The sequence below is a fragment of the Actinoplanes italicus genome (assembly GCF_003001815.1).
GTDB classification, from domain to species: Bacteria; Actinomycetota; Actinomycetes; order Mycobacteriales; family Micromonosporaceae; genus Actinoplanes; species Actinoplanes italicus.
Map to the genome: position 1 here is coordinate 1 of NZ_PVMZ01000023.1, position 22,166 is coordinate 22,166.

General features: G+C 68.8%; 21 protein-coding genes and 1 pseudogene. 15 read left to right on the plus strand and 7 right to left on the minus strand.

Translation table 11 applies throughout. From position 1 onward, the window contains the following. Positions 1–166: 166 nt before the first annotated feature. Both CLV67_RS40190 and CLV67_RS40195 read right to left on the minus strand, forming a co-directional pair. Positions 167–799 (minus strand): nitroreductase family protein, encoded by a 633-nt coding sequence (locus tag CLV67_RS40190; RefSeq protein WP_106328286.1) that lies wholly within the window; start codon positions 797–799, stop codon positions 167–169. Between the two features lie 22 nt (positions 800–821). Continuing rightward, positions 822–1,214, minus strand: coding sequence for a MerR family transcriptional regulator (locus CLV67_RS40195; protein ID WP_106328288.1), 393 nt, complete (start codon positions 1,212–1,214; stop codon positions 822–824). 419 nt (positions 1,215–1,633) lie between these two features. On the opposite strand from CLV67_RS40195, the gene CLV67_RS40200 reads away from it, so the two are divergent. The 4 genes and pseudogenes from CLV67_RS40200 (at position 1,634) to CLV67_RS54860 (ending at position 5,800) form a co-directional block, all read left to right on the plus strand. Continuing rightward, positions 1,634–3,187, plus strand: a complete 1,554-nt coding sequence (locus CLV67_RS40200; protein WP_106328290.1) for a DHA2 family efflux MFS transporter permease subunit — start codon at positions 1,634–1,636, stop codon at positions 3,185–3,187. A 2-nt stretch (positions 3,188–3,189) separates the two neighbouring features. Then, positions 3,190–4,524, plus strand: coding sequence for an NtaA/DmoA family FMN-dependent monooxygenase (locus CLV67_RS40205; RefSeq protein WP_106328292.1), 1,335 nt, complete (start codon positions 3,190–3,192; stop codon positions 4,522–4,524). A 155-nt stretch (positions 4,525–4,679) separates the two neighbouring features. Then, a pseudogene (locus CLV67_RS40210) lies at positions 4,680–5,450 on the plus strand (NADPH-dependent F420 reductase); the annotation flags it as partial. A 176-nt stretch (positions 5,451–5,626) separates the two neighbouring features. Continuing rightward, a complete protein-coding gene (locus CLV67_RS54860) occupies positions 5,627–5,800 on the plus strand; it encodes an ATP dependent DNA ligase (protein WP_106328296.1) in 174 nt (57 codons plus the stop codon). A 509-nt stretch (positions 5,801–6,309) separates the two neighbouring features. Here CLV67_RS54860 and CLV67_RS40220 read toward each other — a convergent pair. Continuing rightward, the gene (locus CLV67_RS40220) at positions 6,310–7,209 is read right to left on the minus strand and encodes an SCO6745 family protein (RefSeq protein ID WP_373873194.1); all 900 of its coding nucleotides are present in this window, start codon (positions 7,207–7,209) and stop codon (positions 6,310–6,312) included. A gap of 8 nt (positions 7,210–7,217) precedes the next feature. After that, positions 7,218–8,033 carry an SDR family oxidoreductase gene (locus CLV67_RS40225; protein ID WP_106328300.1) on the minus strand — a complete coding sequence of 272 codons (816 nt, stop codon included), beginning with the start codon at positions 8,031–8,033 and terminating at the stop codon, positions 7,218–7,220. Positions 8,034–8,191: 158 nt separating this feature from the next. Between CLV67_RS40225 and CLV67_RS40230 the strand changes: the two genes are divergently transcribed. The 5 genes from CLV67_RS40230 to CLV67_RS54455 all read left to right on the plus strand — a co-directional run bounded on the left by CLV67_RS40230 (position 8,192) and on the right by CLV67_RS54455 (position 12,129). Continuing rightward, positions 8,192–8,764: a TetR family transcriptional regulator gene (locus CLV67_RS40230; RefSeq protein WP_106328302.1), complete on the plus strand. Its 573-nt coding sequence runs from the start codon at positions 8,192–8,194 to the stop codon at positions 8,762–8,764. A gap of 261 nt (positions 8,765–9,025) precedes the next feature. Then, positions 9,026–9,676 (plus strand): cellulose binding domain-containing protein, encoded by a 651-nt coding sequence (locus CLV67_RS40235; protein ID WP_239166744.1) that lies wholly within the window; start codon positions 9,026–9,028, stop codon positions 9,674–9,676. 662 nt (positions 9,677–10,338) lie between these two features. Then, a complete protein-coding gene (locus CLV67_RS40240; RefSeq protein ID WP_106328306.1) occupies positions 10,339–11,316 on the plus strand; it encodes a helix-turn-helix domain-containing protein in 978 nt (325 codons plus the stop codon). A 36-nt stretch (positions 11,317–11,352) separates the two neighbouring features. Then, the gene (locus CLV67_RS40245; protein ID WP_106328308.1) at positions 11,353–11,559 is read left to right on the plus strand and encodes a DUF397 domain-containing protein; all 207 of its coding nucleotides are present in this window, start codon (positions 11,353–11,355) and stop codon (positions 11,557–11,559) included. A 360-nt stretch (positions 11,560–11,919) separates the two neighbouring features. Further along, positions 11,920–12,129: a DUF397 domain-containing protein gene (locus CLV67_RS54455; RefSeq protein ID WP_106328310.1), complete on the plus strand. Its 210-nt coding sequence runs from the start codon at positions 11,920–11,922 to the stop codon at positions 12,127–12,129. Between the two features lie 90 nt (positions 12,130–12,219). Here CLV67_RS54455 and CLV67_RS40255 read toward each other — a convergent pair whose 3' ends face one another. Further along, a complete protein-coding gene (locus CLV67_RS40255) occupies positions 12,220–12,939 on the minus strand; it encodes a hypothetical protein (RefSeq protein WP_106328312.1) in 720 nt (239 codons plus the stop codon). An 80-nt stretch (positions 12,940–13,019) separates the two neighbouring features. Here CLV67_RS40255 and CLV67_RS40260 point away from each other — a divergent pair, with 80 nt between their 5' ends. Genes CLV67_RS40260 through CLV67_RS40285 form a run of 6 tightly spaced genes read left to right on the plus strand, consistent with a single transcriptional unit; the run spans position 13,020 to position 19,807 of the window. Next, entirely contained in the window at positions 13,020–13,544 is a 525-nt protein-coding gene (locus tag CLV67_RS40260) for a formate dehydrogenase subunit gamma (RefSeq protein WP_275414939.1), read from the plus strand. Beyond that, positions 13,541–15,082 carry a formate dehydrogenase beta subunit gene (locus tag CLV67_RS40265; RefSeq protein ID WP_106328314.1) on the plus strand — a complete coding sequence of 514 codons (1,542 nt, stop codon included), beginning with the start codon at positions 13,541–13,543 and terminating at the stop codon, positions 15,080–15,082. Before CLV67_RS40260 ends, CLV67_RS40265 begins: the two co-directional genes overlap by 4 nt. Further along, on the plus strand, positions 15,079–17,850 hold the full coding sequence (gene fdhF, locus CLV67_RS40270) for a formate dehydrogenase subunit alpha (protein ID WP_106328316.1): 2,772 nt from the start codon (positions 15,079–15,081) through the stop codon (positions 17,848–17,850). The genes CLV67_RS40265 and fdhF overlap by 4 nt, the downstream gene beginning before the upstream one ends. A gap of 3 nt (positions 17,851–17,853) precedes the next feature. Continuing rightward, positions 17,854–18,063 (plus strand): formate dehydrogenase subunit delta, encoded by a 210-nt coding sequence (locus CLV67_RS40275; protein WP_203737561.1) that lies wholly within the window; start codon positions 17,854–17,856, stop codon positions 18,061–18,063. A 9-nt stretch (positions 18,064–18,072) separates the two neighbouring features. After that, positions 18,073–18,915, plus strand: a complete 843-nt coding sequence (locus CLV67_RS40280; RefSeq protein ID WP_106328318.1) for a hydroxypyruvate isomerase family protein — start codon at positions 18,073–18,075, stop codon at positions 18,913–18,915. Between the two features lies 1 nt (position 18,916). Beyond that, the gene (locus CLV67_RS40285; protein ID WP_106328320.1) at positions 18,917–19,807 is read left to right on the plus strand and encodes a 2-hydroxy-3-oxopropionate reductase; all 891 of its coding nucleotides are present in this window, start codon (positions 18,917–18,919) and stop codon (positions 19,805–19,807) included. On the opposite strand, the gene CLV67_RS40290 is transcribed toward CLV67_RS40285, so the two are convergent. Next, the gene (locus CLV67_RS40290) at positions 19,795–20,787 is read right to left on the minus strand and encodes a HEAT repeat domain-containing protein (RefSeq protein WP_106328322.1); all 993 of its coding nucleotides are present in this window, start codon (positions 20,785–20,787) and stop codon (positions 19,795–19,797) included. The two genes, CLV67_RS40285 and CLV67_RS40290, sit on opposite strands and share 13 nt — an antisense overlap. 73 nt (positions 20,788–20,860) lie before the next feature. Continuing rightward, positions 20,861–22,087 (minus strand): molybdopterin molybdotransferase MoeA, encoded by a 1,227-nt coding sequence (locus CLV67_RS40295; RefSeq protein WP_106328594.1) that lies wholly within the window; start codon positions 22,085–22,087, stop codon positions 20,861–20,863. Positions 22,088–22,166: the final 79 nt, after the last annotated feature.

Here is a 22,166-nt window from a genome sequence, read left to right on the forward strand (position 1 = left end):
CCGCCGCCTGCCAACGCACCTGCTCACGCCGTTCTCGCTGGGCCTGATTCAGGCCACCACCATCGCCGTACCGCACAAATCCAGCACACCCGAAAACACCGAAATCAGTCGATCCCCCAAAAGCGTCGCCATCAGACCTGGCACAAACCCTGACCGCGAAAGGTGTCTAGATCCAGCGGATGACCTCGTCCGGAGTGGGTCGCCCGGCCGGGTGGAAATCCGTGCCTTTCGTGTACGCCACCGGCGTAAGCACCGCCTGCGCAACCGTTTCGTAGTCGATTCCCAGGATGTCGGCCACGTCCCGCTCACGGGCGAGGTGCATCGACGTCCACGCGGTGCCCAGCGCGCGGGCCCGGGCGGCCAGCATGAAGCTCCACGTGGCCGGGATGACGTTGCTCATGCCGGCGACCGCCCACTTCCGGTTGGGGCCTTCGTTGCAGGCCAGCACGAGCACCGGCGCGTCGCCCATGTGCTCGCCCAGGTAGTCGGCGGAGCTCGCCACCCGCTGCTGCACCGCGTCGCGGGCCTCGTCACCGGTGGGCTTACCGGGGTAACCCGGTGAGGCCTTGTAACCGGCGTACACCTCGCGGTAGACATCGCCGACCGCCCGGCGTTTCGTCTCATCACGGACCACGACGAACCGCATGGTCACGACGTTCGAGCCCGACGGCGCCTGCAGTGCCATCGCCACGCACTCGCGGATCGCGTCGTCGGGCACCGGACGGGTGAAGTCGAGGCGTTTGCGGACCGCCCGCGTGGTGGAGAGCAGCTGGTCCGGGTCGAGATCGAGCAGGGTCATTGCGGTCCTTTGGGATCGAGGTTCATTGCGGTAGGCGGGTCTCGGTCGTAGCGGCGAGGGATCGGTCCATGGCGGCGATGTACTGGGTGAGGGCGTGGGTATGGTGCTCGAGCAGGGCGATGCGCTCGGTCATCCGGTCGCGCTCGCGGACGAGCATCGCGCGTAGCTCGGGGTCGGGATCGGCGACGACGATCTCCTGGGGCTGGTTGAGGCACGGCAGCATGTCGCCGATGATGCGGGTGGGGATGCCGGAGTCGAGCAGGCCGCGGATCTTCTTCACGCGATCGACCAGATATTCGTCGTACTCTCGGTAGCCGTTCTGCTGCCGCCGTGGCGTGATGAGCCCTTGCTCTTCGTAGTAGCGCAGCATGCGCGTCGGGACCTCGGTGCGTTTCGCCAGTTCACCAATCTTCATGACCACCTCCGGCGCAACGTTACAGTCATGTCAAGGTTGACGGGATGTGAGTGAACCCTCGTCGCTCAGAGTTGACATTCACATGGTGTGAAGGTTGCACGATGGTCGCATGGTCCGGACCAGCAACCTCCCACAATGCCGCCCGCAGAGCATGACACCACGGACGATGCGGCGTACCCATGTGAGCTTCGCACCGGGCGGTGCGGCCATCGCCGCGAGGATCGTCGGCTGCCCGGGAAGCAGCGCCATCCCCGTAGGCGATCGCGAATCGGTGATCACCCGGACCCGACCGCGACCCGCCCGGTTGGCTTCACGCGCCAGCTTGTCCGGCCCGGACCTGACTCCTGAGCGCCGATGAATAGCGCACGTCGCGTCGATCGATCTTCCTCTTCCGACCTCCCGAGACAGCGAGCACACATATGAGCACCACACCAAAGCCGGACATCGCCGCTCCGGCACCGACGGTCCATTCCGGTGAGCGACTGCCCCCGGGCGTCGCCCTGGTCATCGGGGTCCTGATGGTGTCGACGTTCATCGTCTTCCTCAACGAGATGCTCCTCGGTGTCGCCCTGCCCACGCTGATCGAGGACTTCGGGGTCAGCCCGAGTACCGGGCAGTGGGTGACGACCGGCTTCCTGCTGACCATGGCCGTGCTGATCCCGGCCAGCGGTTTTGTGATGCGGCGGTTCCACCTGCGGACGATTTTCCTGGTCGCGTTGTCGCTGTTCATCGTCGGGACGACGCTCGCCGCGATCGCGCCGGCGTTCGGTGTCCTGGTGACCGGCCGGATCCTCCAGGCGTCCGGCACCGCCGTCTTCCTGCCCCTGTTGATGACCACGACGATGCGCCTGGTCCCGGCCGGGCGCCGCGGCCGGATGATGGCGCTCACGACGGCCGTCCCGGCGTTGGCGCCGGCGGTCGGGCCGGCGCTGTCCGGTCTAGTGCTGTCCGCGCTGAGCTGGCGCTGGCTGTTCATCCTGATGCTGCCGATCGCCATCGCTGCCCTGGTGCTAGGGGCGTGGAAGCTGCGTAACATCACCACCCCGGAGCCGGTGGCCCTGGATCTGCTGTCGCTGTTGCTGTCCGCGGTCGGGTTCGGCGGCCTGGTCTACGGACTGTCCCTGCTCGGTGAGGCGTCTGCCGGGCACACCCCGGTCTCGCCGTACGTTCCGGTGGCGGTGGGCTTGGCGGGTCTGGTGGCGTTCGTCCTGCGGCAGATCTCCCTGCAGCGCCGTGACAGCGCCTTCCTGGACATGCGGATCTTCCTGCGCAAGTCGTTCACCCTGCCGCTTCTGATGATGGTCTTCGTCGCGGGCAACGGGATCGGTCTGCTTGTCGTGCTGCCGCTGGTGCTGACCCACGTCACCGGCCTGAGCACCCTGCAGCTCGGCCTCTTCCTGCTCCCCGGCGGGGCGGCGATCTCGATCGTGGTGGCCCTCAGTGGCCGGGTGTACGACGGCCTCGGACCGCGCCCGCTGGTGATCCCGGCCGCCATCGTCTGGTTGGCCGTCCTGTGGTTCTTCAGCCAGATCAACGAGACCACGAGCGTGGTCACCCTGATCGTCGCGTGGCTGGTGTTCACCAGCGCGCAGGCCGCGATGTGGGCGCCGCTGACGACCAGTGCGATGGACGGCCTGCGGACAGAGTTCCTACCGCACGGCAGCGCGGCTTTCTCCACGGTCCAGCAACTCGCCGGGGCCGCCTTCGGAGCCGTGTTCATCTCCGCCTACACCATCGGTTCCGGCGCCCGCGACGCCGGCGTGCTCAGCACCGCCCGGGCCACCTCGGCCGGACACGCCGCCTTCCTGACCGCCTGGGCCATCGGCCTGCTCGTACTGGTAGGCGTCTTCTTCATCCGCCGGACACCGAGTCCAGCCGCCGACGCGACGGCCGTAGCCGTACCGGTCAGCGGCGAGACGGCGGCCGATGCGCCGGCCGTCGACGCAGCCGTCGGCGAGACGGTGGCCCGGTGACCATGACGGACAACAAGCTCATCCTCGGTATGGGGCTGATCGACGGATACGGTGGCCTGCACGGCGCCTGGCGTGCCCCGCACGTGGACCCCGGTACCTACGCCGACGTCGACGCCACCGTGCGTCATGCGAAAGCCGCCGAGCGCGGCAAGTTCGCTTTCCTTTTCACCCCCGACTTCCCCGCCGTGCGCAGCGATGTCGAGCACTCGACGATCAGCAACCTGATGGACCCGCTGATCCAGCTGGCCGCCGTGGCGCGCGAGACCACGAACATCGGCTTCGTCGCCACCGGGTCGACGACCTTCCAGGAGCCGTTCAACACGGCACGCCAGTTCAAGGCCCTCGACGTCCTGAGCCACGGTCGCGCGGGCTGGAATGCCGTCACGACCAGCGATCCGGCCGTCGCCGCCAACTACGGCAGGCCCGTCGCCGATCGCGACGAGCGTTACCAGCGCGCCCACGAGGCCATCCAGATCGTCCAGGCGCTCTGGGGCAGCTGGCAGCAGGACGCGTGGGTCAAGGACCAGGCAACGGGCCGCTTCATCGACCCGTCGAAGCTGCGACCGGTCAACCTGCAAGGCGAGTACCTCGCTTCGCGAGGCCCTCTGGGGATCCCTCCGTCGGAGCAGGGCCAGCCCGTCGTCTTCACCGCCGGCGGCCCCAGCCCGCACCTGCTGTCCATTGCGGGCCGCTACGCAAGTGGCTTCATCGCCGAGGTGTGGACGATCGAGCAGGCGCGCGCCCAGCGCGAGCTGGTGCGCAACGCGGCCCGCGAAGCCGGCCGCGACCCCGACGAGATCAAGTACATCCCCGGCATCATGACCACCGTCGCACCGACCGTGCGCGACGGCCTCGACCGTCGCCTGCGGTACGCGGGCGACGTCATCGAGGCCCGCCTGCCCCACCTGTCCGCGATGCTCGGGATCCCGATCCACCCGGACCGGTACGACGAGCCCTTCACACCGGAGCAGCTCGCCTCCGCGCACGCCTCACCCAGGGACCCGCGCTCGTCGAACGCTCTCGCGGTGGCACGCCAGGGATGGTCCCCGCGCGATGTCCTGGCCCATGGCGTGATCGACTTCCACCCCACGGTCGTGGGCCCGGGACAGCTGCACGCCGACCACCTGCAGGAGTGGTTCGAGGCGGGAGCCGCCGACGGCTTCTGGGTAACGCCCGACATCTATGAGGACGGCGTCGACGCCTTCGTCGACGAGGTCGTGCCGATCCTGCAGGAACGCGGCATCTACCCCACCGAGTACCCCGGCACGACCTTGCGCGCGAACCTCAGCGTGCCCCACCAGTACGGACTGGACCCACGCATCACCGGGGCCGGGTAACGAACGACCGGGCTCCGGTAACGCCGCGGACAGCTGACGACAGTTCGCGTGCTGCGCCCGAGCAAACCAGATTCCCCGGCTCTCTCTGATCGCCCTGGTTGTGAGGGCGTGAAGACGTCGAACCGCAGAGCACCGCGCACACGAACGACACTCAGCACGTCATTCAGGAGGAGAACTTCATGAAGATCGGCATCATGGGAGCCGGCAGCATCGGCAGCGTGCTGGCCCCGCGGCTGAGCGCTCACGGCCACCACGTCAAGATCGCGAACTCCCGCGGGCCCGAGACGATCCCCGCCGAGACCCTCGCCACCGGCGCCCAAGCGGTGTCCGCGGGCGAGGTCGCCGCGGACCTGGACGTCCTCATCACCTCGGTCCCCCTGATCCGGGTGCCCGACCTAAAGCCCCTGCTGATCGATCTGCCCGTCGACGCCGTCGTCATCGACACCTCGAACTACTACCCGGCCCGCGACGGGCACATCGCGGCCCTCGATCGCGGGCAGGTGGAGAGCCGCTGGGTCGAGGAGCAACTCGGCCGGTCCGTGGTCAAGGCGTGGAACGCCATCACGGCACAGTCCTTCGTTGCCTATACGAGCCCGAGCGGTACCAACGGCCGGATCGCGATCCCCGTCGCCGCGGACAATGACGATGACCGGGCCCTGGGCATGTCGCTGGTCAATCAGACCGGCTTCGACGGCTTCGACGCCGGCACCATCACCGACTCGTGGCGCCAGCAGCCAGGCAGCCCCGTCTACTGCACCGACCTCACCGCCGAACAGATGCCCGCCGCGCTCGGCAAAGCCATCGCCGAACGCTCCCCGAAGCGCCGGGACCTGGCGATGCACGTCATCGCCGAACTGATGGGCGACCCCACCAGCGACCTCGGCAAGGACTTCCTGGTCCGCGTTAACCGTCTCCTCTACGTGTAGTACGCCGCCTCACCGCGACCACGCGGCCCAACTGCGACCGCAGTGGGCCGCGGTGGCTCGTGATTCCGCATGAGGCTGACGTGGCGGTGTGCGGGTGAGTTCCCGACCTGGGCCGGCTGCGCGACACCATCGGTGCGCTGATGGTCGGCGCCTAGGACCGTGCCGGCAGGTCGCACCTGGTCGGCCGGGTCGGCAGCGGCCTGTCCAGCGTCTCGCGACAGCAGTTGCAGCAACAGCTCGCGCCGCAGCGCCGTAGCACTCCACCCGCTGGTCATGCCGAAAACGTCGCCATGGCCGACGCCACCTGGGTCGACCCGCAGGCGATCGCGCGGATCGCCTACCGGCCCTAGACGGACGGGAGCCAGCTACGGCATCCGGTGTACCGGGTGTCCTAGACGACCGGGACGCATCAGCCGCACACCTGCCCGAGTTGCAGTAGCTGCAACATACGACTGTCTCAGAAACGAGCGCATCTCCTGGTGGGAGCGACCCGGCGGTGTCTGCGCGACGACGCCTTGCCCGTAGCGGGTCGCCGGCGCCCTGGTCCTGTTCTACGGCATCACGGTCACCCGGGTCGTGACCCTCACCGCCGGCGCCCTCACCCACAGACGGAACAGCACCTTCCTGACCCTCGATCGCAGACCGGTACTCCTTCCCCGCGCCTTGGCCCTGCTTATCGACGAGCTCCTCGCCGTCCCCGCGCCTGGATCAGCGACCGTCACCGTCGGAGTCGGCGATGCGCGCCCGTTGTTTCCCGGACGGATTCCGACCGCGACACGTTCCGCGGTATCGCTCGTGCGCCATCTCAACTACCACGGCATCCATGCGCGTCCAGCCCGCAACTCAGCGCTGTCGCCGATCAGGCGCCGTGTAGTGCAGGCGGCGGCCATGGCGCACCGACCGGCGTGACCGCGCGCATCAGCCCGGTGTCGATCAGCCTGGATGACAGCCTGGTCAGGAACTGATGAATCAGGGCGATGCGGTCCTCGCCGATGCGTCGCCATGGTTGGGCGGCTGCCTCATCGGTGACCTGCTCGACCCAGTCTCGCAGGGCCGTTCCTTCGGGCGTGATCCGGCCGTCGAGATCGAACAGACCTCGGTCGAGGAGTCTTGTGTCGGCGGCTCGCCAGCTGTCGTCGTCGATGGAACGGGTGGCGCGCAGCACGGCGGTGTCGGTGTGCTCGCCGGCCCATACCGCCATCAGGACTTCGCTGTCGTGGACGGCGAGGCCGGCGGCGATCAGGGCGGCGATGTGTCCGTCGCCGCGGTGTTCGCGCAGGGTGTTGAGTGCACGCCACAGCCGGGCCCAGGGCTCGGCTGGCGGGGGAACGGCCTGGTTGGCTGCGGCGAGGGGCCGGCCGCTGGTGTCGAGGTGCTGCACTGCTTCGGTGAGCAGGTCCGCCATGTCGGCCAGTTCGGCAGGCGGGTCACCGATCTGCCGAGCCGCTGCCTGTTGAACGGCTACGTGATGGGCGTCGATCGCAGCCTGTGGGGTCAGCCGTTGCCAGGCTTCGCCCAGCACCGCGAACACGGGTGCGGGAAAGCTGCGGAACGTCGATGCGGCGACGGCCGGTGGTACGACGCCCAGGGGTGCTGCCCGGAGCACGACGTAGGCGGCGCGGCCCGGTAGTCCGGCGCGTTCGACGTTCGACGCGGCCTCGGGCGTGAAGAACATGTTGACGGTGAACGGCTCGGACGCCGCCCAGCAGGCGCGGGCCCACTGGGCGGATGTCTGCGAGCGAGTGCTGCTCGTTGGCATGGGCGCGGTCAGCCCTGTGCGGCGTGGGAGACGTGCTCCCAGTCGGTCCAGGTCTGCAGACGCTGCGCGTAGATGTGCTTGACCAGTTGGGTGGGCTGGGAGCCGAAGAGCACGCGCAGCGGCGGGTTCTCGGCGTCGACGATCTGCAACAGGGCCGGGCCGGCGGCGTTCGGGTCGCCGTAGGAGGCGCCGCCGGCGCGGGCGGCCATGGCGTCGCGCAGCGGCTGGTAGGCCGGCTGGGGTTCGGCGTGTACCGCCGACGATCCGGCCCAGTCGGTGGAGAAGCCGCCCGGCTCGACCAGGGTCACCTTGATACCGAAACCGGCGACCTCCTGGGCCAGGGACTCGGTCAGTCCTTCCAAGGCCCACTTGGAGGCGTGGTAGCCGCCGAGGCTGGGGAAGGCGCCGACGCCGCCGATGGTGGAGATCTGGATGACGTGGCCGCTGCCCTGCTCCCGCAGGATCGGCAGGACCGCCTGGGTGACGAAGAAGACGCCGAACAGGTTGGTCTCGATCTGGTCGCGCAGTTGCTGCTCGCTGATCTCCTCGACGGCGCCGAACAGGCCGTAGCCGGCGTTGTTGACCACGACGTCGAGGCGCCCGAACTTCTCGTGGGCGGCGGTGACCGCGGCGGTGACGGCCTGCTTGTCGGTGACGTCGAGGGCCAGCGGCAGCACCTGGTCGCCGTACTTGGCGACCAGGTCGTCGAGGGAGCTGAGGGTGCGGGCGGTCGCGGCGACGTGGTCGCCGCGTTCGAGGGCGGACTCGGCGAAGTTGCGGCCGAGACCGCGGGAGGTGCCGGTGATGAACCAGACCTTGCTCATGGATTTCCTTCCAGCGGCATGGCAGCACGACAGAAGAAACCCCTGTTCAACCGAGGGTCAGGGGCCCGTGCTGCCACTCCACCATACATGAAACCTGGACGGCGTCTAATGTTCGATGGAATCCAGAAAACTGGTATGATCGACCGCAGGAGGACGAGGTGAATCTGCGAGAACGCAAGAAGCTGGAGGCTTGGCGGGCCATCCGGTCAGCCGCGCTGCGGCTGTTCGACGAACGCGGCTTCGAGTCCGTCAGCGTGGAGCAGATCGCCGCCGCCGCGAACGTGTCCCGCGCGACGTTTTTCAACTACTTCGCCAGCAAGGAAGCCGTCGTCTTCGACCAGGACCCGCAGGAACGCGAGAACTGGCAGGCCCTGATGAACGCCCGACCGGCGGACGAGCCGCTCTGGGACTCTCTGACCGCGATCATGATGGCGTTCAACGAGCGCCTCGCCGACCGTATGCCACTGCAACGGCGTCTCAAGGCCCAGTCTCCCGCACTGGCCCAGTCGACCCAGGACTTCGGCGAGCAGTTCACTAGTGACCTCCGCGACTGGGTCATGAGCCGCGCCGATGGCCAAGACGACATGTCGGCGCTGCTGCAGATGAACCTCGCCCGCACCGCGACCGCCACCGCCTATCAGGCATGGCAGGCCAACGAACCCTTCGACGCCTACCTACGCCGACTCCAGCACTGCCTCGATCAGGTCGGTGCCGGCGTCGCAACGCTGTAGCTTCGCACTGCGGCAACCACAGGCTCTGGCGATCACCGGCTCAGCGGGCACAGCCGCCGACGGCGAGTCCGTGATCGCTGCGCCTCGCCTGATCTTGGATGGAATACAGCAGGCCTCGAATACCGCCTCTCTGCCAGTACACCTGCCCGAGTAGCGCCACCCGCTGGTCAGCGCCGGTGGCGGTCACCGCTCGTGCTGCGAGACAGCGGCACGATACGGGCGTGGGCATCGGCGGCATGGCGGCGAAGCACGGTGTTCTCGTTGTGCAGGGCGGCGATCACGGGCATCAGCCTGGGCCAGCGGTACGGCGACGGCGGCTCGGACGGCGACACCACCGCGCCGAGCGCGCCCGGTCAGCCCACGGCCGGAACTGTCACGGCGAACACTGTGGCGCTGACCTGGACGGCCGCGACCGACAACGTCGGCGTCACGGCGTACGAGGTGCTGCGCAACGGTTCCGTCGTGGCCACGGTGTCGGCGACCTCGTACACGGCGACCGGGTTGACGGCGTCCACGGCGTACACGTTCAGTGTCCGTGCCCGTGACGCGGCCGGGAACGTGTCCGCGGCGTCGGCCGGGCGCAGCGTGACCACGAGCTCGGGCGGTGGAAACACCGATGCGGGCTGCACCGCCACGTACAAGACGCTCACGTCGTGGGCGGGTGGTTTCCAGGCCGAGGTGACGGTACGCAACACGGGCACCGCCGCGGGTTCGGCGTGGACGGTGAACTGGACCTTCCCGGCCGGTACCACGGTCGGTTCGCTCTGGAACGGTGTCGCCGGCACGCCGGCCGTCACGGTTCGCAACGCCGCCCACAACGGTGCGCTGGCGGCCGGGGCGTCGACCACGTTCGGTTTCGTCGGCAACGGTTCATCCACCACGTCGGCGCCGATCAGCTGTTCCCTGTCCTGACCGCGCACGCCGGTGTGGTGACCGCTCCCGGTCGCCACACCGGCGCCTGCGCCGCTCCGCCTATGAGTGAGGGCGGACCAGGTACGCGACGACGAACATCGTCATGGACGCGACGACGCACAGAGTGCACAGTGCCCACAGTGTCGGCGCATCGCCGAGCTGCCATTGACCGGCGACGCCGAGGATCGTTGCGATTGTCGTACCGAAGCCTCCTCCGGCCACCAATATGGATCGAGTGATCGCAAGGGGCCGGTCATTGTCGTACGGCGTGGCTTCTCTCCGATGTTCTGTCTCAGGCATGTCGGGTCCTCGGTTCGGCGACGGGGCGGATCAGTGGGGGCGACGTGGTGGAGTCTTGATCACGGGCCCGCGTCGCGAGAATGACTCGTCCAAGGGATGCGGACCGGCGAAGCGATGATGCGAGGGCAGTCGGCGAGTAGCTACTCGCACGTTGCTTGATAGATGAGCGGGGCGTGACCGTGCGGCGCTCCGATCGCCATCCTTCGGCGTCATCCGGTGCGGCGGAGTTTTCAGCCTCCCTGGGGCTTGACGTGGTTGTTCATCCCGGATTCGGACCTCGGAGCCGAAGTAAGGGCTATCATCAACCCGTGTTGGATCATCAATGATTGATCCATACGTGACTCACTGTGATTTCATCATGAATGATCGACTTGGCAATTGCCAGGGGCGTTTGCTTTTTGGCATTGCCGACGGCGTTTGCCATATGGCAGATTGACAGGTGGCAGGTCCTCTTCTGTGTCACGGAGGTGGCGATCATTCCAGGTCATCCTGGGCCGCTGGTCCGTCGTCGGCAGCTCGGCGCGGCATTGCGACGACATCGCATCGATGCCGGCCTCAGTCTGGCTGAGGTGGCCAACGAGCTTCTCCTCTCGGCATCGAAGATCAGTCGGATCGAATCGGCGCAGAGAAGCATCTCGGCTCGGGATGTCCGCGATCTGATGAACCTTTATCGGGTCACTGACCCCGAGGCGCGTGGTGAGCTCATGAAGCTCGTCGAGGAGAGCCGGGAAACCGCATGGTGGACGCAATACAACCTCGGGCCGGGGTATGAGCGGCTGATCGGCTTGGAGGGTGCCGCGGCGACGATCTGTGACTACCAGATCGGGACCGTTCCCGGCTTGCTTCAGACGCCTGAATACGCGGCAGCGGTGGTCAGGGCTTGGACTGACGACCCGGAAGTCCTCCGGAGCGCCGTCGACGTACGTTTGGCGAGGCAGCAGAACCTGAATGACAGCACTTCCCTGAAGATCGTGATCGAGGAGTCGGTTGTCCGGCGATCGATCGGCGGCCGGCAGGTCATGCGTGATCAGATCCGCAAGCTGATGGCGATGAACGACGGATCTCAGCTCGAGCTCCGGGTTCTGCCGCTTTCGGCGGGGGCGCACAAAGGGCTGATCACCGGCTTTATCGTCCTGCGATTCTCGGAATCGATGACCGCTGGATCGGCGGTCGGCTTTTCTGACATCGTCTACCATGAGGGCGTCGTCGGTGAGGGTACGTATATTGAGCAGGCCGCCGAGGTGCAAGGGTACGTTCAAGTTTTTCTCGGACTTCAGCGAATGGCTCTCGACACGCGGGACACGAACTCACTCCTCGGGGAGATTCTCAGGGAGATGTGATCGTCCGCTGCAGTTCACTGACAGAAAAGGACAACGATGCAATCCGAAGAAGGCGTTGCCGGCGAGTTAGCCTGGCGCAGTTCCTCACGCTGTAACAATGCCGCATGTGTAGAGGTTGCGTTCTCGGGAGACTCGGTTTTCGTGCGAGACACGAAAGACCCGCAACGTCGAGCATTGACATACAAAAACGCCGATTGGCGTCTCTTCATCGCTGGAGTCAAGAGCGGAGTCTTCGACGTCTGACGTCCTCACCGCCGGGACGGTCGCCGGGCGTCGAGCCCACGCCGGTCGGATCAGGTGATGGATCGCAGGTCGTCGCACTCGTCTCCGGAGGGCCGCCGCCCTTCCGGACCCCTGTGTGATGGCCGTCCGTCGAGTCCGATTGGTAACTTTATTCACCGTTTCACGACCACCGTGGCTTGAGGTGCTGAGGCTCGTTCCGGTTCAGCTGAGCGCGAACAGCTGAACGCGCGGCAGCCATCTCAGGTACACGACGGTGCCTCAGTCATGAGGGCACATCGAACTCACTCCGGCAGCAAGGCTGAAGTTTCGGCTGGCAATTGCCAGAGGCACGTACCAGATGGAAATCTCTGGAGGTTTTTGATGAATATCGAGGAAAGCGCTGCTGAGGCGCGTAGTTGGTACTCGTCTTCGTTCTGCAGTAATTCGAGCTGCGTCGAGGTGTGCTTCATGGATGACGGCGTCCTGCTCAGGGACTCCAAGAATCCGCGGGGTCCCCGGCTGGAGTTCAGCCGATCCGAGTGGCATGAATTCCTTGATGGGATCGGGAAGGGCGACTTCGCCGGCCTTTGATTCCTTCCAGCGCGGCGGCTCCGGTCACGCCCGGAGCCGCCGACGTCGTTGGTGACTCCGGGCGATGTCCCTGGCGGCCGGAAGTCGTGCCTATTCCGCCGGTGCCGGGACGGGCTGGAACGCGACGTCGGTGACGTCGGCGACCAGTTCGGTGAAGTCGGTGCCGTACGCGGCCGGTTCGACGATGCGCAGGACCAGCGCGAACGGCCGGTCGGCGCCGTACTGCCGGTCGAGCTCGGGATGGTGGTTGGCCAGATAGCGGGCGCCGGCGAGATTGCTGCCCGAGGTCAGGCCGCCGAGAAAGAACACCGGGTGTCCACCGGCCGGTCCCCAGAACCGGGCGAGCAGGACATAGCTGATCTCCGGGCTGAGGACATATTCGGTGCTGTCGACCGTGAACGACAGGCGGCGCTTGTCCGGGTCGAAGATCCCGTACGTCACGCCGCGCAGGATCGTGCGCAGGTGTGTGGCGCTGCGCGGGTTGTTCTCGCCGGGGCCGCCGACGCAGAACTCGGTGAGCCGGCCGATCTCTCCGGTCGGCTGGCTCTCGCCGACCCGGTCGGCGTGTGCGCCGCATTCGCGGGCGATGGCCGCCAGCTCCACGAGCGCGGCGACGTCGCGGCGGTGGACGCTCATTTCGCTCGGCGACGAGGCGTGCCGGGAGACCGCCATCAGGCAGCTCGCGCCGTCGGTGAGTCCGAAGAAGGCGCGTTCCCGGGCGAGTTTGCGGCGGCGCAGCAGGAATCCGGCGAGCCACACGGACGTGCCGGCGATGATGCTCGCCAGCAGATTGATCAGTAGGTCGTCCACGCCTCGATGATGTCCGATGTGGTCCAACCGCGGTCGGGTGGAGTCGACAGCGATATTGCATACGGTATTCAGACCGCAGTATGCTGGATTTCCGAGTCGATCGGTGTGGAAGTGGAGGCGGGATCGTCGTGGTCAGTCCTGGCACTTCGGTAACGGATCGGGTGCGCGCGCTGGTCGCAGCACATCGCGGCGATCGCGGCGCGCTGATGCCGATCCTGCATCGCATTCAGGCCGAGTTCGGCTACGTCGACCCCGGCGTGGTGCCGGTGCTCGCGGCCGAGCTGAACATCTCCCGTGCCGACGTGCACGGGGTGATCACCTTCTACACCGACTTCCGGTCCGAGCCCGCCGGCGCGACCGTGCTCAAGCTCTGCCGGGCCGAGGCCTGCCAGTCGGTGGGCGCCGAGCAGCTGATCGCGCATGCCGAGCAGGTGCTGGGGATCAAGGTCGGTCAGACCACTCCGGACCGGTCGGTCACCTTGGAGCAGGTGTTCTGCCTCGGCAACTGTGCGCTCGGCCCGGCCGGTCAGATCAACGAGCAGGTGCGGGGACGGCTCACCCGGGCCCGGCTCGACGCCCTCCTCACGGAAGCGGTGGGCCGATGACCACCACTGTCTACGTGCCCCGGGACTCGGCGGCGCGGTCGCTCGGCGCCGACGAGGTCGCGGCCAAGCTGATGGAAACAGCGGACCGGCCGATCCGGATCGTCCGGAACGGATCGCACGGCATGCTCTGGCTGGAACCGCTGGTGGAGGTGGTCACCGAACGCGGGCGTGTCGGGTACGGCCCGGTCGAGCCGGACGCCGTCGCCGGCCTCGTCGCGGCCGGCATGCTCGACGGCGCCGACCACGAGCTGTGCCAGGGTGTGGTGGCGGACCTGCCGTGGATGCGCGACCAGACCCGGCTCTGTTTCACCCGTGTCGGCGTCACCGATCCGCTCTCACCCGACGACTACCTGGCTCATGGCGGACTGACCGGATTGCGGCGGGCGTTGAGCAGTGACCCGGCGGACGTGGTCGCCGAGGTCACCGAGTCGGGACTGCGGGGCCGCGGCGGCGCGGGCTTCCCGGCCGGCGTCAAGTGGAAGACCGTCGCCGGCATCTCCGGCCCGCTGAAGTTCGTGTGCTGCAACGCCGACGAGGGCGACAGCGGCACGTTCGCCGACCGGATGCTGATGGAGGGCGACCCGTTCACCCTCATCGAGGGCATGACGATCGCGGCGTACGCGGTGGGCGCGACCGAGGGCTATGTGTACATCCGCTCGGAGTATCCGGACGCGGTGCGCACCATGCGCGAGGCCATCGGCGTCGCCCGCGAGCAGGGCTGGCTCGGCGACGACGTCCTCGGTTCGGGGCTCACGTTCAATCTGTTCGTACGGGTCGGCGCGGGCGCGTACATCTGCGGTGAGGAGACCGCGATGCTGGAGAGCCTGGAGGGTAAGCGTGGCATGGTCCGCGCGAAGCCCCCGATCCCGGCGATCACCGGCCTGTTCGGCAGACCGACCGTGGTCAACAACGTGCTGACGCTCGCCTCGGTCCCGGCGATCCTCTCCGGCGGCGCGGCCGCCTATCAGGCTCTGGGCGTCGAGCGCTCCCGCGGCACCCAGGTGTTCCAGCTGGCCGGCAACATCGCCCGCGGCGGCATCTTCGAGACGGCCTTCGGCATGACCCTGCAAGACCTCATTCAAAAATACGGCGGCGGTACGCGCAGCGGGCGCCCGATCCGCGCGGTGCAGGTCGGCGGTCCGCTCGGTGCGTATCTGCCGGCGGACGGCCTGGACCTGCCGATGGAGTACGAGGCGTTCGCCGCGGCCGGCGCGATGCTGGGCCACGGCGGTGTCGTGGTCTTCGACGACACCGTGGACATGGCGGCGATGGCCCGATTCGCGATGGAGTTCTGCGCCGAGGAGTCCTGCGGCAAGTGCACGCCCTGCCGGGTCGGCGCGGTCCGGGGCGTGGAAGTGATCGACAAGATCCGCGCCGGGCAGGACCCCGACGACAACCTCGCCCTGCTCGGCGATCTGTGCGAACTGATGACCGAGGGGTCGCTGTGCGCGATGGGCGGCCTGACCCCGATGCCCGTACGCAGCGCGCTGCTGCATTTCGCCGACGACTTCAGCCCCAGAGGAGGAGGCCAGCGATGAGCCTGCTGAAGGAACCCGACCTCGGCACGCCGGCCCGGCCCGGCCCCGCGACGGTGTCGCTCGAGGTGGACGGCCTGCCGGTGACCGTGCCGGAGGGCACCTCGGTGATGCGGGCCGCGGCGCTGAGCGGGATCGACGTCCCGAAACTGTGCGCCACCGACAGCCTGGAGGCGTTCGGCTCGTGCCGGTTGTGCCTCGTGGAGATCGACGGCCGCCGGGGCACTCCCGCCTCCTGCACCACCCCGGTCGCCGAGGGCATGAGGGTGAGCACCCAGACGCCGAAGCTGGAGAAGCTACGGCAGGGCGTGATGGAGCTCTACATCTCCGATCACCCGCTCGACTGTCTCACCTGCCCGGCCAACGGCGACTGCGAGCTGCAGGACATGTCCGGCATCGTCGGTCTGCGGCAGGTCCGCTACGGCTACGAGGGCGCCAACCACCTCGACGAGAAGAAGGACACGAGCAACCCGTACTTCGACTTCGACGCCTCCAAGTGCATCTCCTGCTCCCGGTGCGTGCGGGCGTGCGGGGAGGTGCAGGGCACGTTCGCGCTGACCATCGAGGGCCGCGGTTTCGAGTCGAAGGTGTCCGCCGGCGGCACCGACTTCATGAGCTCGGAATGCGTCTCCTGCGGCGCCTGCGTGCAGGCCTGCCCGACGTCGACGCTGCAGGAGAAGTCGGTGATCCAGCTCGGGATGCCGACCCGCAGTGTGATCACCACGTGTGCGTACTGCGGGGTCGGCTGCTCGTTCAAGGCCGAGCTGCGCGGCGCCGAGCTGGTGCGGATGGTGCCGTACAAGGACGGCGGCGCCAACGAGGGGCACTCCTGCGTCAAGGGCCGGTTCGCGTTCGGGTACGCCACCCACCCCGACCGGGTGCTCACGCCGATGGTCCGGGAGCGGATCACCGACGAGTGGCGGCCGGTCGACTGGGACACCGCGATCGCGTTCACCGCCGCGAAACTGCGGGACATCCAGTCGCGGCACGGGGTCGGGGCGATCGGCGGGATCACGTCGTCCCGTACGACCAATGAAGAGGTCTATGTCGTTCAGAAGATGATCCGTGCCGCGTTCGGCAACAACAACGTCGACACCTGCGCCCGGGTCTGTCACTCACCGACCGGGTACGGCCTGAAGCAGACCTTCGGCACGTCGGCCGGTACCCAGGACTTCCGGTCGGTCGCGAAGTCGGACGTGATCATGGTGATCGGCGCGAACCCGACCGACGGGCACCCGGTGTTCGCCTCCCGGATGAAGCGCCGGCTGCGGGAGGGCGCCAAGCTGATCGTCGTCGACCCGCGCCGGATCGACCTGGTCCGGTCACCGCACATCGAGGCGCGGCATCACCTGCAGCTGGCACCGGGCACGAACGTGGCGGTGGTCAACGCCATGGCGCACGTCGTACTCACCGAAGGGCTGGTCGATCGGTCGTTCGTCGACGAGCGCTGCGAGGACTTCGACGACTGGGCCGCGTTCATCGCCCTGCCCGAGAACAGCCCGGAGGCGGTCGAGGAGCACACCGGCGTGCCGGCCGAGGAGGTCCGGGCCGCGGCGCGGCTGTTCGCCACCGGCGGCAACGGCGCGATCTACTACGGCCTCGGCGTCACCGAGCACAGCCAGGGATCGACCATGGTGATGGGCATGGCGAACCTGGCGATGGCGACTGGCAACATCGGCCGGGAGGGAGTCGGCGTCAACCCGCTGCGCGGGCAGAACAACGTCCAGGGCTCCTGCGACATGGGGTCGTTCCCGCACGAGCTGCCCGGCTACCGGCACGTCTCCGACGATGTCGTACGCGGGGTGTTCGAGAACATGTGGGGCAGCACCCTGCAGGCCGAACCCGGTCTGCGGATCCCGAACATGTTCGACGCCGCCATCGACGGCAGTTTCCGGGCGCTGTACGTGCAGGGTGAGGACATCGCGCAGTCCGACCCGAACATCAAGCACGTGCACGCCGCGCTGACCGCGCTGGAGCTGGTCGTGGTGCAGGACCTGTTCCTCAACGAGACCGCCAAGTTCGCGCACGTGTTCCTGCCCGGCACCTCGTTCCTGGAGAAGGACGGCACGTTCACCAACGCCGAGCGGCGGATCAACCGGGTCCGTCCGGTGATGGCGCCCAAGACCGGCAAGCACGAGTGGCAGATCGTCGCGGAGATCGCCCAGGCGATGGGCTATCCGATGCACTACGACCGGCCGAGCCAGATCATGGACGAGATCGCCGCGCTCACGCCCACGTTCGCCGGGGTCTCCTTCGACAAGCTCGACAAGCTGGGCAGCGTGCAGTGGCCGTGCAACGACAACGCCCCCGAGGGCACGCCGATCATGCACACGGACGGTTTCGTGCGCGGCAAGGGCCGGTTCGTGCCGACGCCGTACGTGCCGACCCGCGAGCGCAGCACCCGCAAGTACCCGCTGATCCTGACGACGGGCCGGATCCTGAGCCAGTACAACGTCGGGGCGCAGACCCGGCGTACCGCCAACGTGGCCTGGCACCCGGAGGACGTACTCGAGATCCATCCGCACGACGCCGAGGTCCGGGGCATCAGTGACGGTGACGAGGTCGTCCTGACCAGCCGGGTCGGTGCCACCACTCTGCGTGCGGTCCTCGCCGACCGGATGCCGGTCGGCGTGGTCTACACGACCTTCCACCACCCGGTGACCGGCGCGAACGTCGTCACGACGGAGAACTCCGACTGGGCCACCAACTGCCCGGAGTACAAGGTGACGGCCGTTCAGGTCGGGCTCAAGAGCCCGGCGATGGCGGGTTGAGGGATGTCGCCACAGGTCAGGATGATCAACGATATCGCCGTACAGTTTCGCCACCAGGGGCTGGACACGGCCGCGGCGGCCATCGCCGAGCACATCCGGACGTTCTGGGATCCCCGGATGCGCGCCGAACTGATCCGGCGCGTCGACGCCGAGCCGGAGACGGTGGACCCGCTCGCCCTGGCCGCCACCCTGCTGCTGCTGACGCAACCATAGGGAGAACACGTGACCGCACACCACCTCCGCTACGACGTGAACTGCTCGATCCTGTTCACCGACCTGCCACTGCTGAAGCGGCCGGCCGCGGCCAAGGCGGCCGGATTCGACGCGGTCGAGTTCTGGTGGCCGTTCGACGAGGCGGTGCCGCCGGCCGCGGAGGTGAACGCGTTCGTCGAGGCCGTCGGCGACGCCGGTGTCCAGCTCGCCGGCCTCAACTTCTTCGCCGGGGACATGCCCGGCGGCGACCGGGGGGTGCTGTCCTCACCGGCTCACTCCGCCGAGTTCCGCGACAACGCCGAACTGGTCGCCGCGATCGGCGCCGCCACGGGATGCCGCTCCTTCAACGCCCTGTACGGCAACCGGATCGCCTTCATCAGCCGGGAACTGCAGGACGAGACCGCGGTGGCGAACCTGGCGTTCGCGGCGGAGACGGTGGCCCGCATCGGCGGCACGGTGCTGGTCGAGCCGGTGAGCGGCCCGTTCCCCTACCTGTTGCGCACCGCCGCCGACGTCATCGCGGTGCTGGACCGGGTGCGGGCCGAACGCGGGGTGCGGAACCTGGAGTTCCTGGCCGACCTGTATCACCTCACCGTCAACGGCGACGACCTGAGCAAGGTCCTCGCCGAGCACGTCGAGCGAATCGGGCACGTCCAGATCGCCGACGCGCCTGGCCGCCACGAACCCGGCACCGGCGGCATCGACATCGACGGCCACCTGAGCCGGCTCGAACAGGCCGGCTACCGCGGCCGGGTCGGCCTGGAGTACGTCGCGACCGAACCGGGCTTCGCCTGGCTGCCGCGGGAGCGCCGCGCCGCCACAGTCGTACCGGCCAATGAAGGGAACGGCTGACATGACCACCGTCGGTTTCATCGGTCTCGGCATCATGGGCGGCCCGATGGCCGTCAACCTGGCCAAAGCCGGGTTCGACGTGATCGGCTACGACGTCGTCCCGCCCCGCCACGCATTCCTGACCCAGGCCGGTGGCCGGTTCGCCACCGGCATCGCCGAGGTGGTGCAGAAGGCCGACGTCGTCGTCACGATGGTCCGCGACTCGGCGGACGTCGAGGCGGTCACCCTCGGCGAGCAGGGCATCCTGGCCCACGCCCGGGCGGGACAGCTCTACGTCGACATGAGCAGCATCGCGCCCAGGACCGCCCGCGACGTCGCCGAAGTGGCCCGTCCGCTCGGGGTCCGGGTCCTGGACGCCCCGGTCAGCGGCGGGGAGACCGGCGCGATCGAGGGCAGCCTGTCCATCATGGTCGGCGGTGACGCCGAGGACTTCCAGGCGGCGCTGCCGATCCTGGAGGTGGTCGGCGCGACCGTGGTCCACGTCGGCCCGCACGGTGCCGGGCAGACGGTGAAGGCGGCCAACCAGCTCATCGTGGCCGGCACCATCGAGCTCGTCGCCGAGGCGATCGTGTTCCTCGAGGCCTACCGGGTGGACACCGAGGCCGCGGTCCGGGTGCTGGCCGGTGGCCTGGCCGGCAACCGGATCCTGGACCGTAAGGCCGCCGGGATGCTGGCCCGCAGCTTCGAGCCCGGCTTCCGGATCGACCTGCACCACAAGGACATGGGCATCGTCACGTCGGCGGCCAGGGAGGCCGGGGTGGTCATCCCGCTCGGGTCGGCGGTCGCGCAGCTGATCGCCGCGCTGAAGGCGCAGGGCGACGGCGGCCTCGACCACAGCGCCCTGCTGAAGCTGGTCGAGCAACTCTCCGGCCGCGGCTCTCAGCCGGCGTAGGCGGTGAGGCGGTCATGGCCGTGCGGTAGCCCGTGGTCGCTGATGAGCAGGTTGACGTTCACGAACTCCGCGCCGTCGAAGAGCCAGGCGGCCGGGGTGTCCACCAGAGCCCGGACGACCCGCCGCTGACGTGCGGTGAGGTCACCGAAGGCGGTGCCCCTGGCGATCGGGCCGTGCGGGAAGGCCTGCCGCAGCAGCACACCGATCGTGGTCAGCGCGGGCTCGGCGCTGACGTGCCCGAGCCGGGTCAGGGCGGGTTCGAGCACGTCATCGGCGACGGACTCCAGGGTCAGCAGCGCCAGCCCCGCCACGTCACCCTCCAGGTAGGCGACCTTTGGCTCGTCGCGGTGGCCGCTCGACGCCCAGCGCAGCAACTCCGCGGTCGCGCCCTCGCCGCCGAGGCGGGCCAGGGCGACTGCTCCCGCCCATCGGTTCAGGGGGTGGTCGTCGCTCAGCGCGCGCTCGGCGGCCGGCACACCTTCGGGCAGGCCGAGCAGTCCCAGGGCGACGATCGCGGTCGGGCTGTCCAGGGCGGCCAGGACGGGCACCGACTCGAGCCGGCCGGGGTACCACCCGAGCAGATACGCGGCGTGGTCGGCGAGTTCAGGGTCGGTGGTGAGGGTGTCGAACAGCGGCAGCCCTTGGGCGACCGCGTCGTATGCGGCTGCCTCATCCGCGTCGAGCGCATCGCGCCGCACGCCTCCCGGCAGCCACGCCGCGTCGGTGCCCACCGCAATCCGGCCGAGGAGATAAAGGAGCAGATCACGATCCGGTACGGCCGAGTCCGCGGCCAGTTCCAGCAGCGATGGCACGGCGGCGGCGCTGGCGGAGTATCGGTTGCCCTGGTGGGTGATGCTCGCGTACAGCTCACCGAACGACTCGCGCCGCTCGTCCTCGTCGGGCGACCGTAGCGCCGCCAGATGCCCGGGAACGTCCTCGGCCGAGCCGTACGCGTGCCGCAGCGCCGCCCAGTCGGTCATCTCGCCATCCTGCCAGCGCCGGACGTCCGTTTCGCGGACGGGCCGAACCGGCCGGGACGGTGAACGGCGCGGGTCAGGACGGCGCCGGCACCCCGGCGGCCTGATCGATCCGGCGGCCGTCCCTGCCGGCCACGACCGTGACGGCCGGCGGCGAGCCGCTGGGTAGCGCGAGCAGTTCCACCTCGTCGCCGGGCCAGCCCGCTGGCACGACCGCGAGCGCGTCCGCCATCGCGGCGCCCCATAGGGAACCGGGTCGGTCGTGTCCGACGGGCAGGGCCGCGGACCCGGCCACGGTGACCGGCACCAACCGGGTGTCGCGGTCGTGCGGTGTCACCGGCCCCGCCAGCGCGGCGGTCGTGACCGGCGGTTCGGGCCGGCCGGACAGCCGACCGAGCAGTGGGGTGACCAGGGTCAGTGCGGCGACCAGGGCCGCATACGGATTGCCGGGCAGGCCGACCACGAACCGGCCGTCCGGCAGCACCGCGAACAGCTGCGGGTGCCCGGGCCGGCAGGCGACGCCGTGGATCGGTACCCGCGCTCCCAGCGTGTCGAGGGCCGAGCGCAGATGGTCGGCGGCGCCGGCCGAGGTGGCTCCGCAGACCACCAGCACGTCGGCGTCCGGGCGCAGCAACGCCTCGACCAGCAGCGCGGCGTCGTCGGTGACCATCGTTTCCCCGACCGGCTCGGCACCGGCGGCCCGGATCATGCCGGGCAGCATAGGCCCGATGGCGTCACGGACCTGTCCCGCCGCCGGGATCCCGCCGCGGCGCAGTTCGGCGCCGGTGACCACGGTCGCGACCCGGGGGCGGCGGTGCACGGTCAGCGTGTCGTGCCCGAGGCCGGCGGCCAGCCCGAGCACGACGGGGCTGACCAGCGTGCCGGTGTCGAGCACCCGCCGGCCGGCCGGGCAGTCCTCGCCGCGGCGGCGGATGTGCCGGCCGGGGGAGAACTCGCCGGTCACCGTGCGGCTGTTGCGGGTGGCCCGTTCGTAGGGCAGCACGGCATCGGCACCGGCCGGCACCACGGCGCCGGTGCCGATCTCGGTGGCGTACCCCGGTGACAGCGGCGGGGGCGGGCCCGGGTCACCGGCGAGGATCCGCCCGACGAGCCGCCACGGCCCGGGGCCCGCGACGGCGTATCCGTCCATGGCGGCGGCGTCGTAGGCGGGCAGCGGCGAGAGCGCGACGAGGGGCTTCGCCAGTACGCAGCCGACCGCCTCGCCGAGCGGCACGTCGACCTCCGGCAGCGGGCTGCCCGCTTTCCGTGCGTAGTGCCGGGCCTCGTGCCATTCGATGCTCATGGCCACTCCTCGTCATCGTCCGGAGCTGGACAGTCACCCGTCCCGTCATGGACAATATGCATTCCACATACTGTATACG

What these genes read in the sequence shown, in the direction of transcription:
- CLV67_RS40285 (WP_106328320.1), top strand. Translation starts at nt 18,917, where the DNA reads ATGACCACCGTCGGTTTCATCGGTCTCGGCATCATGGGCGGCCCGATG.
- CLV67_RS40245 (WP_106328308.1), top strand. Translation starts at nt 11,353, where the DNA reads ATGCAATCCGAAGAAGGCGTTGCCGGCGAGTTAGCCTGGCGCAGTTCC.
- CLV67_RS40240 (WP_106328306.1), top strand. Translation starts at nt 10,339, where the DNA reads ATGATCGACTTGGCAATTGCCAGGGGCGTTTGCTTTTTGGCATTGCCG.
- CLV67_RS40225 (WP_106328300.1), bottom strand. Translation starts at nt 8,033, where the DNA reads ATGAGCAAGGTCTGGTTCATCACCGGCACCTCCCGCGGTCTCGGCCGC.
- CLV67_RS40290 (WP_106328322.1), bottom strand. Translation starts at nt 20,787, where the DNA reads ATGACCGACTGGGCGGCGCTGCGGCACGCGTACGGCTCGGCCGAGGAC.
- CLV67_RS40275 (WP_203737561.1), top strand. Translation starts at nt 17,854, where the DNA reads ATGTCGCCACAGGTCAGGATGATCAACGATATCGCCGTACAGTTTCGC.
- CLV67_RS40190 (WP_106328286.1), bottom strand. Translation starts at nt 799, where the DNA reads ATGACCCTGCTCGATCTCGACCCGGACCAGCTGCTCTCCACCACGCGG.
- CLV67_RS40205 (WP_106328292.1), top strand. Translation starts at nt 3,190, where the DNA reads ATGACGGACAACAAGCTCATCCTCGGTATGGGGCTGATCGACGGATAC.
- CLV67_RS40200 (WP_106328290.1), top strand. Translation starts at nt 1,634, where the DNA reads ATGAGCACCACACCAAAGCCGGACATCGCCGCTCCGGCACCGACGGTC.
- CLV67_RS40260 (WP_275414939.1), top strand. Translation starts at nt 13,020, where the DNA reads ATGCTGGATTTCCGAGTCGATCGGTGTGGAAGTGGAGGCGGGATCGTC.
- fdhF (WP_106328316.1), top strand. Translation starts at nt 15,079, where the DNA reads ATGAGCCTGCTGAAGGAACCCGACCTCGGCACGCCGGCCCGGCCCGGC.
- CLV67_RS40295 (WP_106328594.1), bottom strand. Translation starts at nt 22,087, where the DNA reads ATGAGCATCGAATGGCACGAGGCCCGGCACTACGCACGGAAAGCGGGC.
- CLV67_RS40220 (WP_373873194.1), bottom strand. Translation starts at nt 7,209, where the DNA reads ATGCCAACGAGCAGCACTCGCTCGCAGACATCCGCCCAGTGGGCCCGC.
- CLV67_RS40265 (WP_106328314.1), top strand. Translation starts at nt 13,541, where the DNA reads ATGACCACCACTGTCTACGTGCCCCGGGACTCGGCGGCGCGGTCGCTC.
- CLV67_RS54455 (WP_106328310.1), top strand. Translation starts at nt 11,920, where the DNA reads ATGAATATCGAGGAAAGCGCTGCTGAGGCGCGTAGTTGGTACTCGTCT.
- CLV67_RS40195 (WP_106328288.1), bottom strand. Translation starts at nt 1,214, where the DNA reads ATGAAGATTGGTGAACTGGCGAAACGCACCGAGGTCCCGACGCGCATG.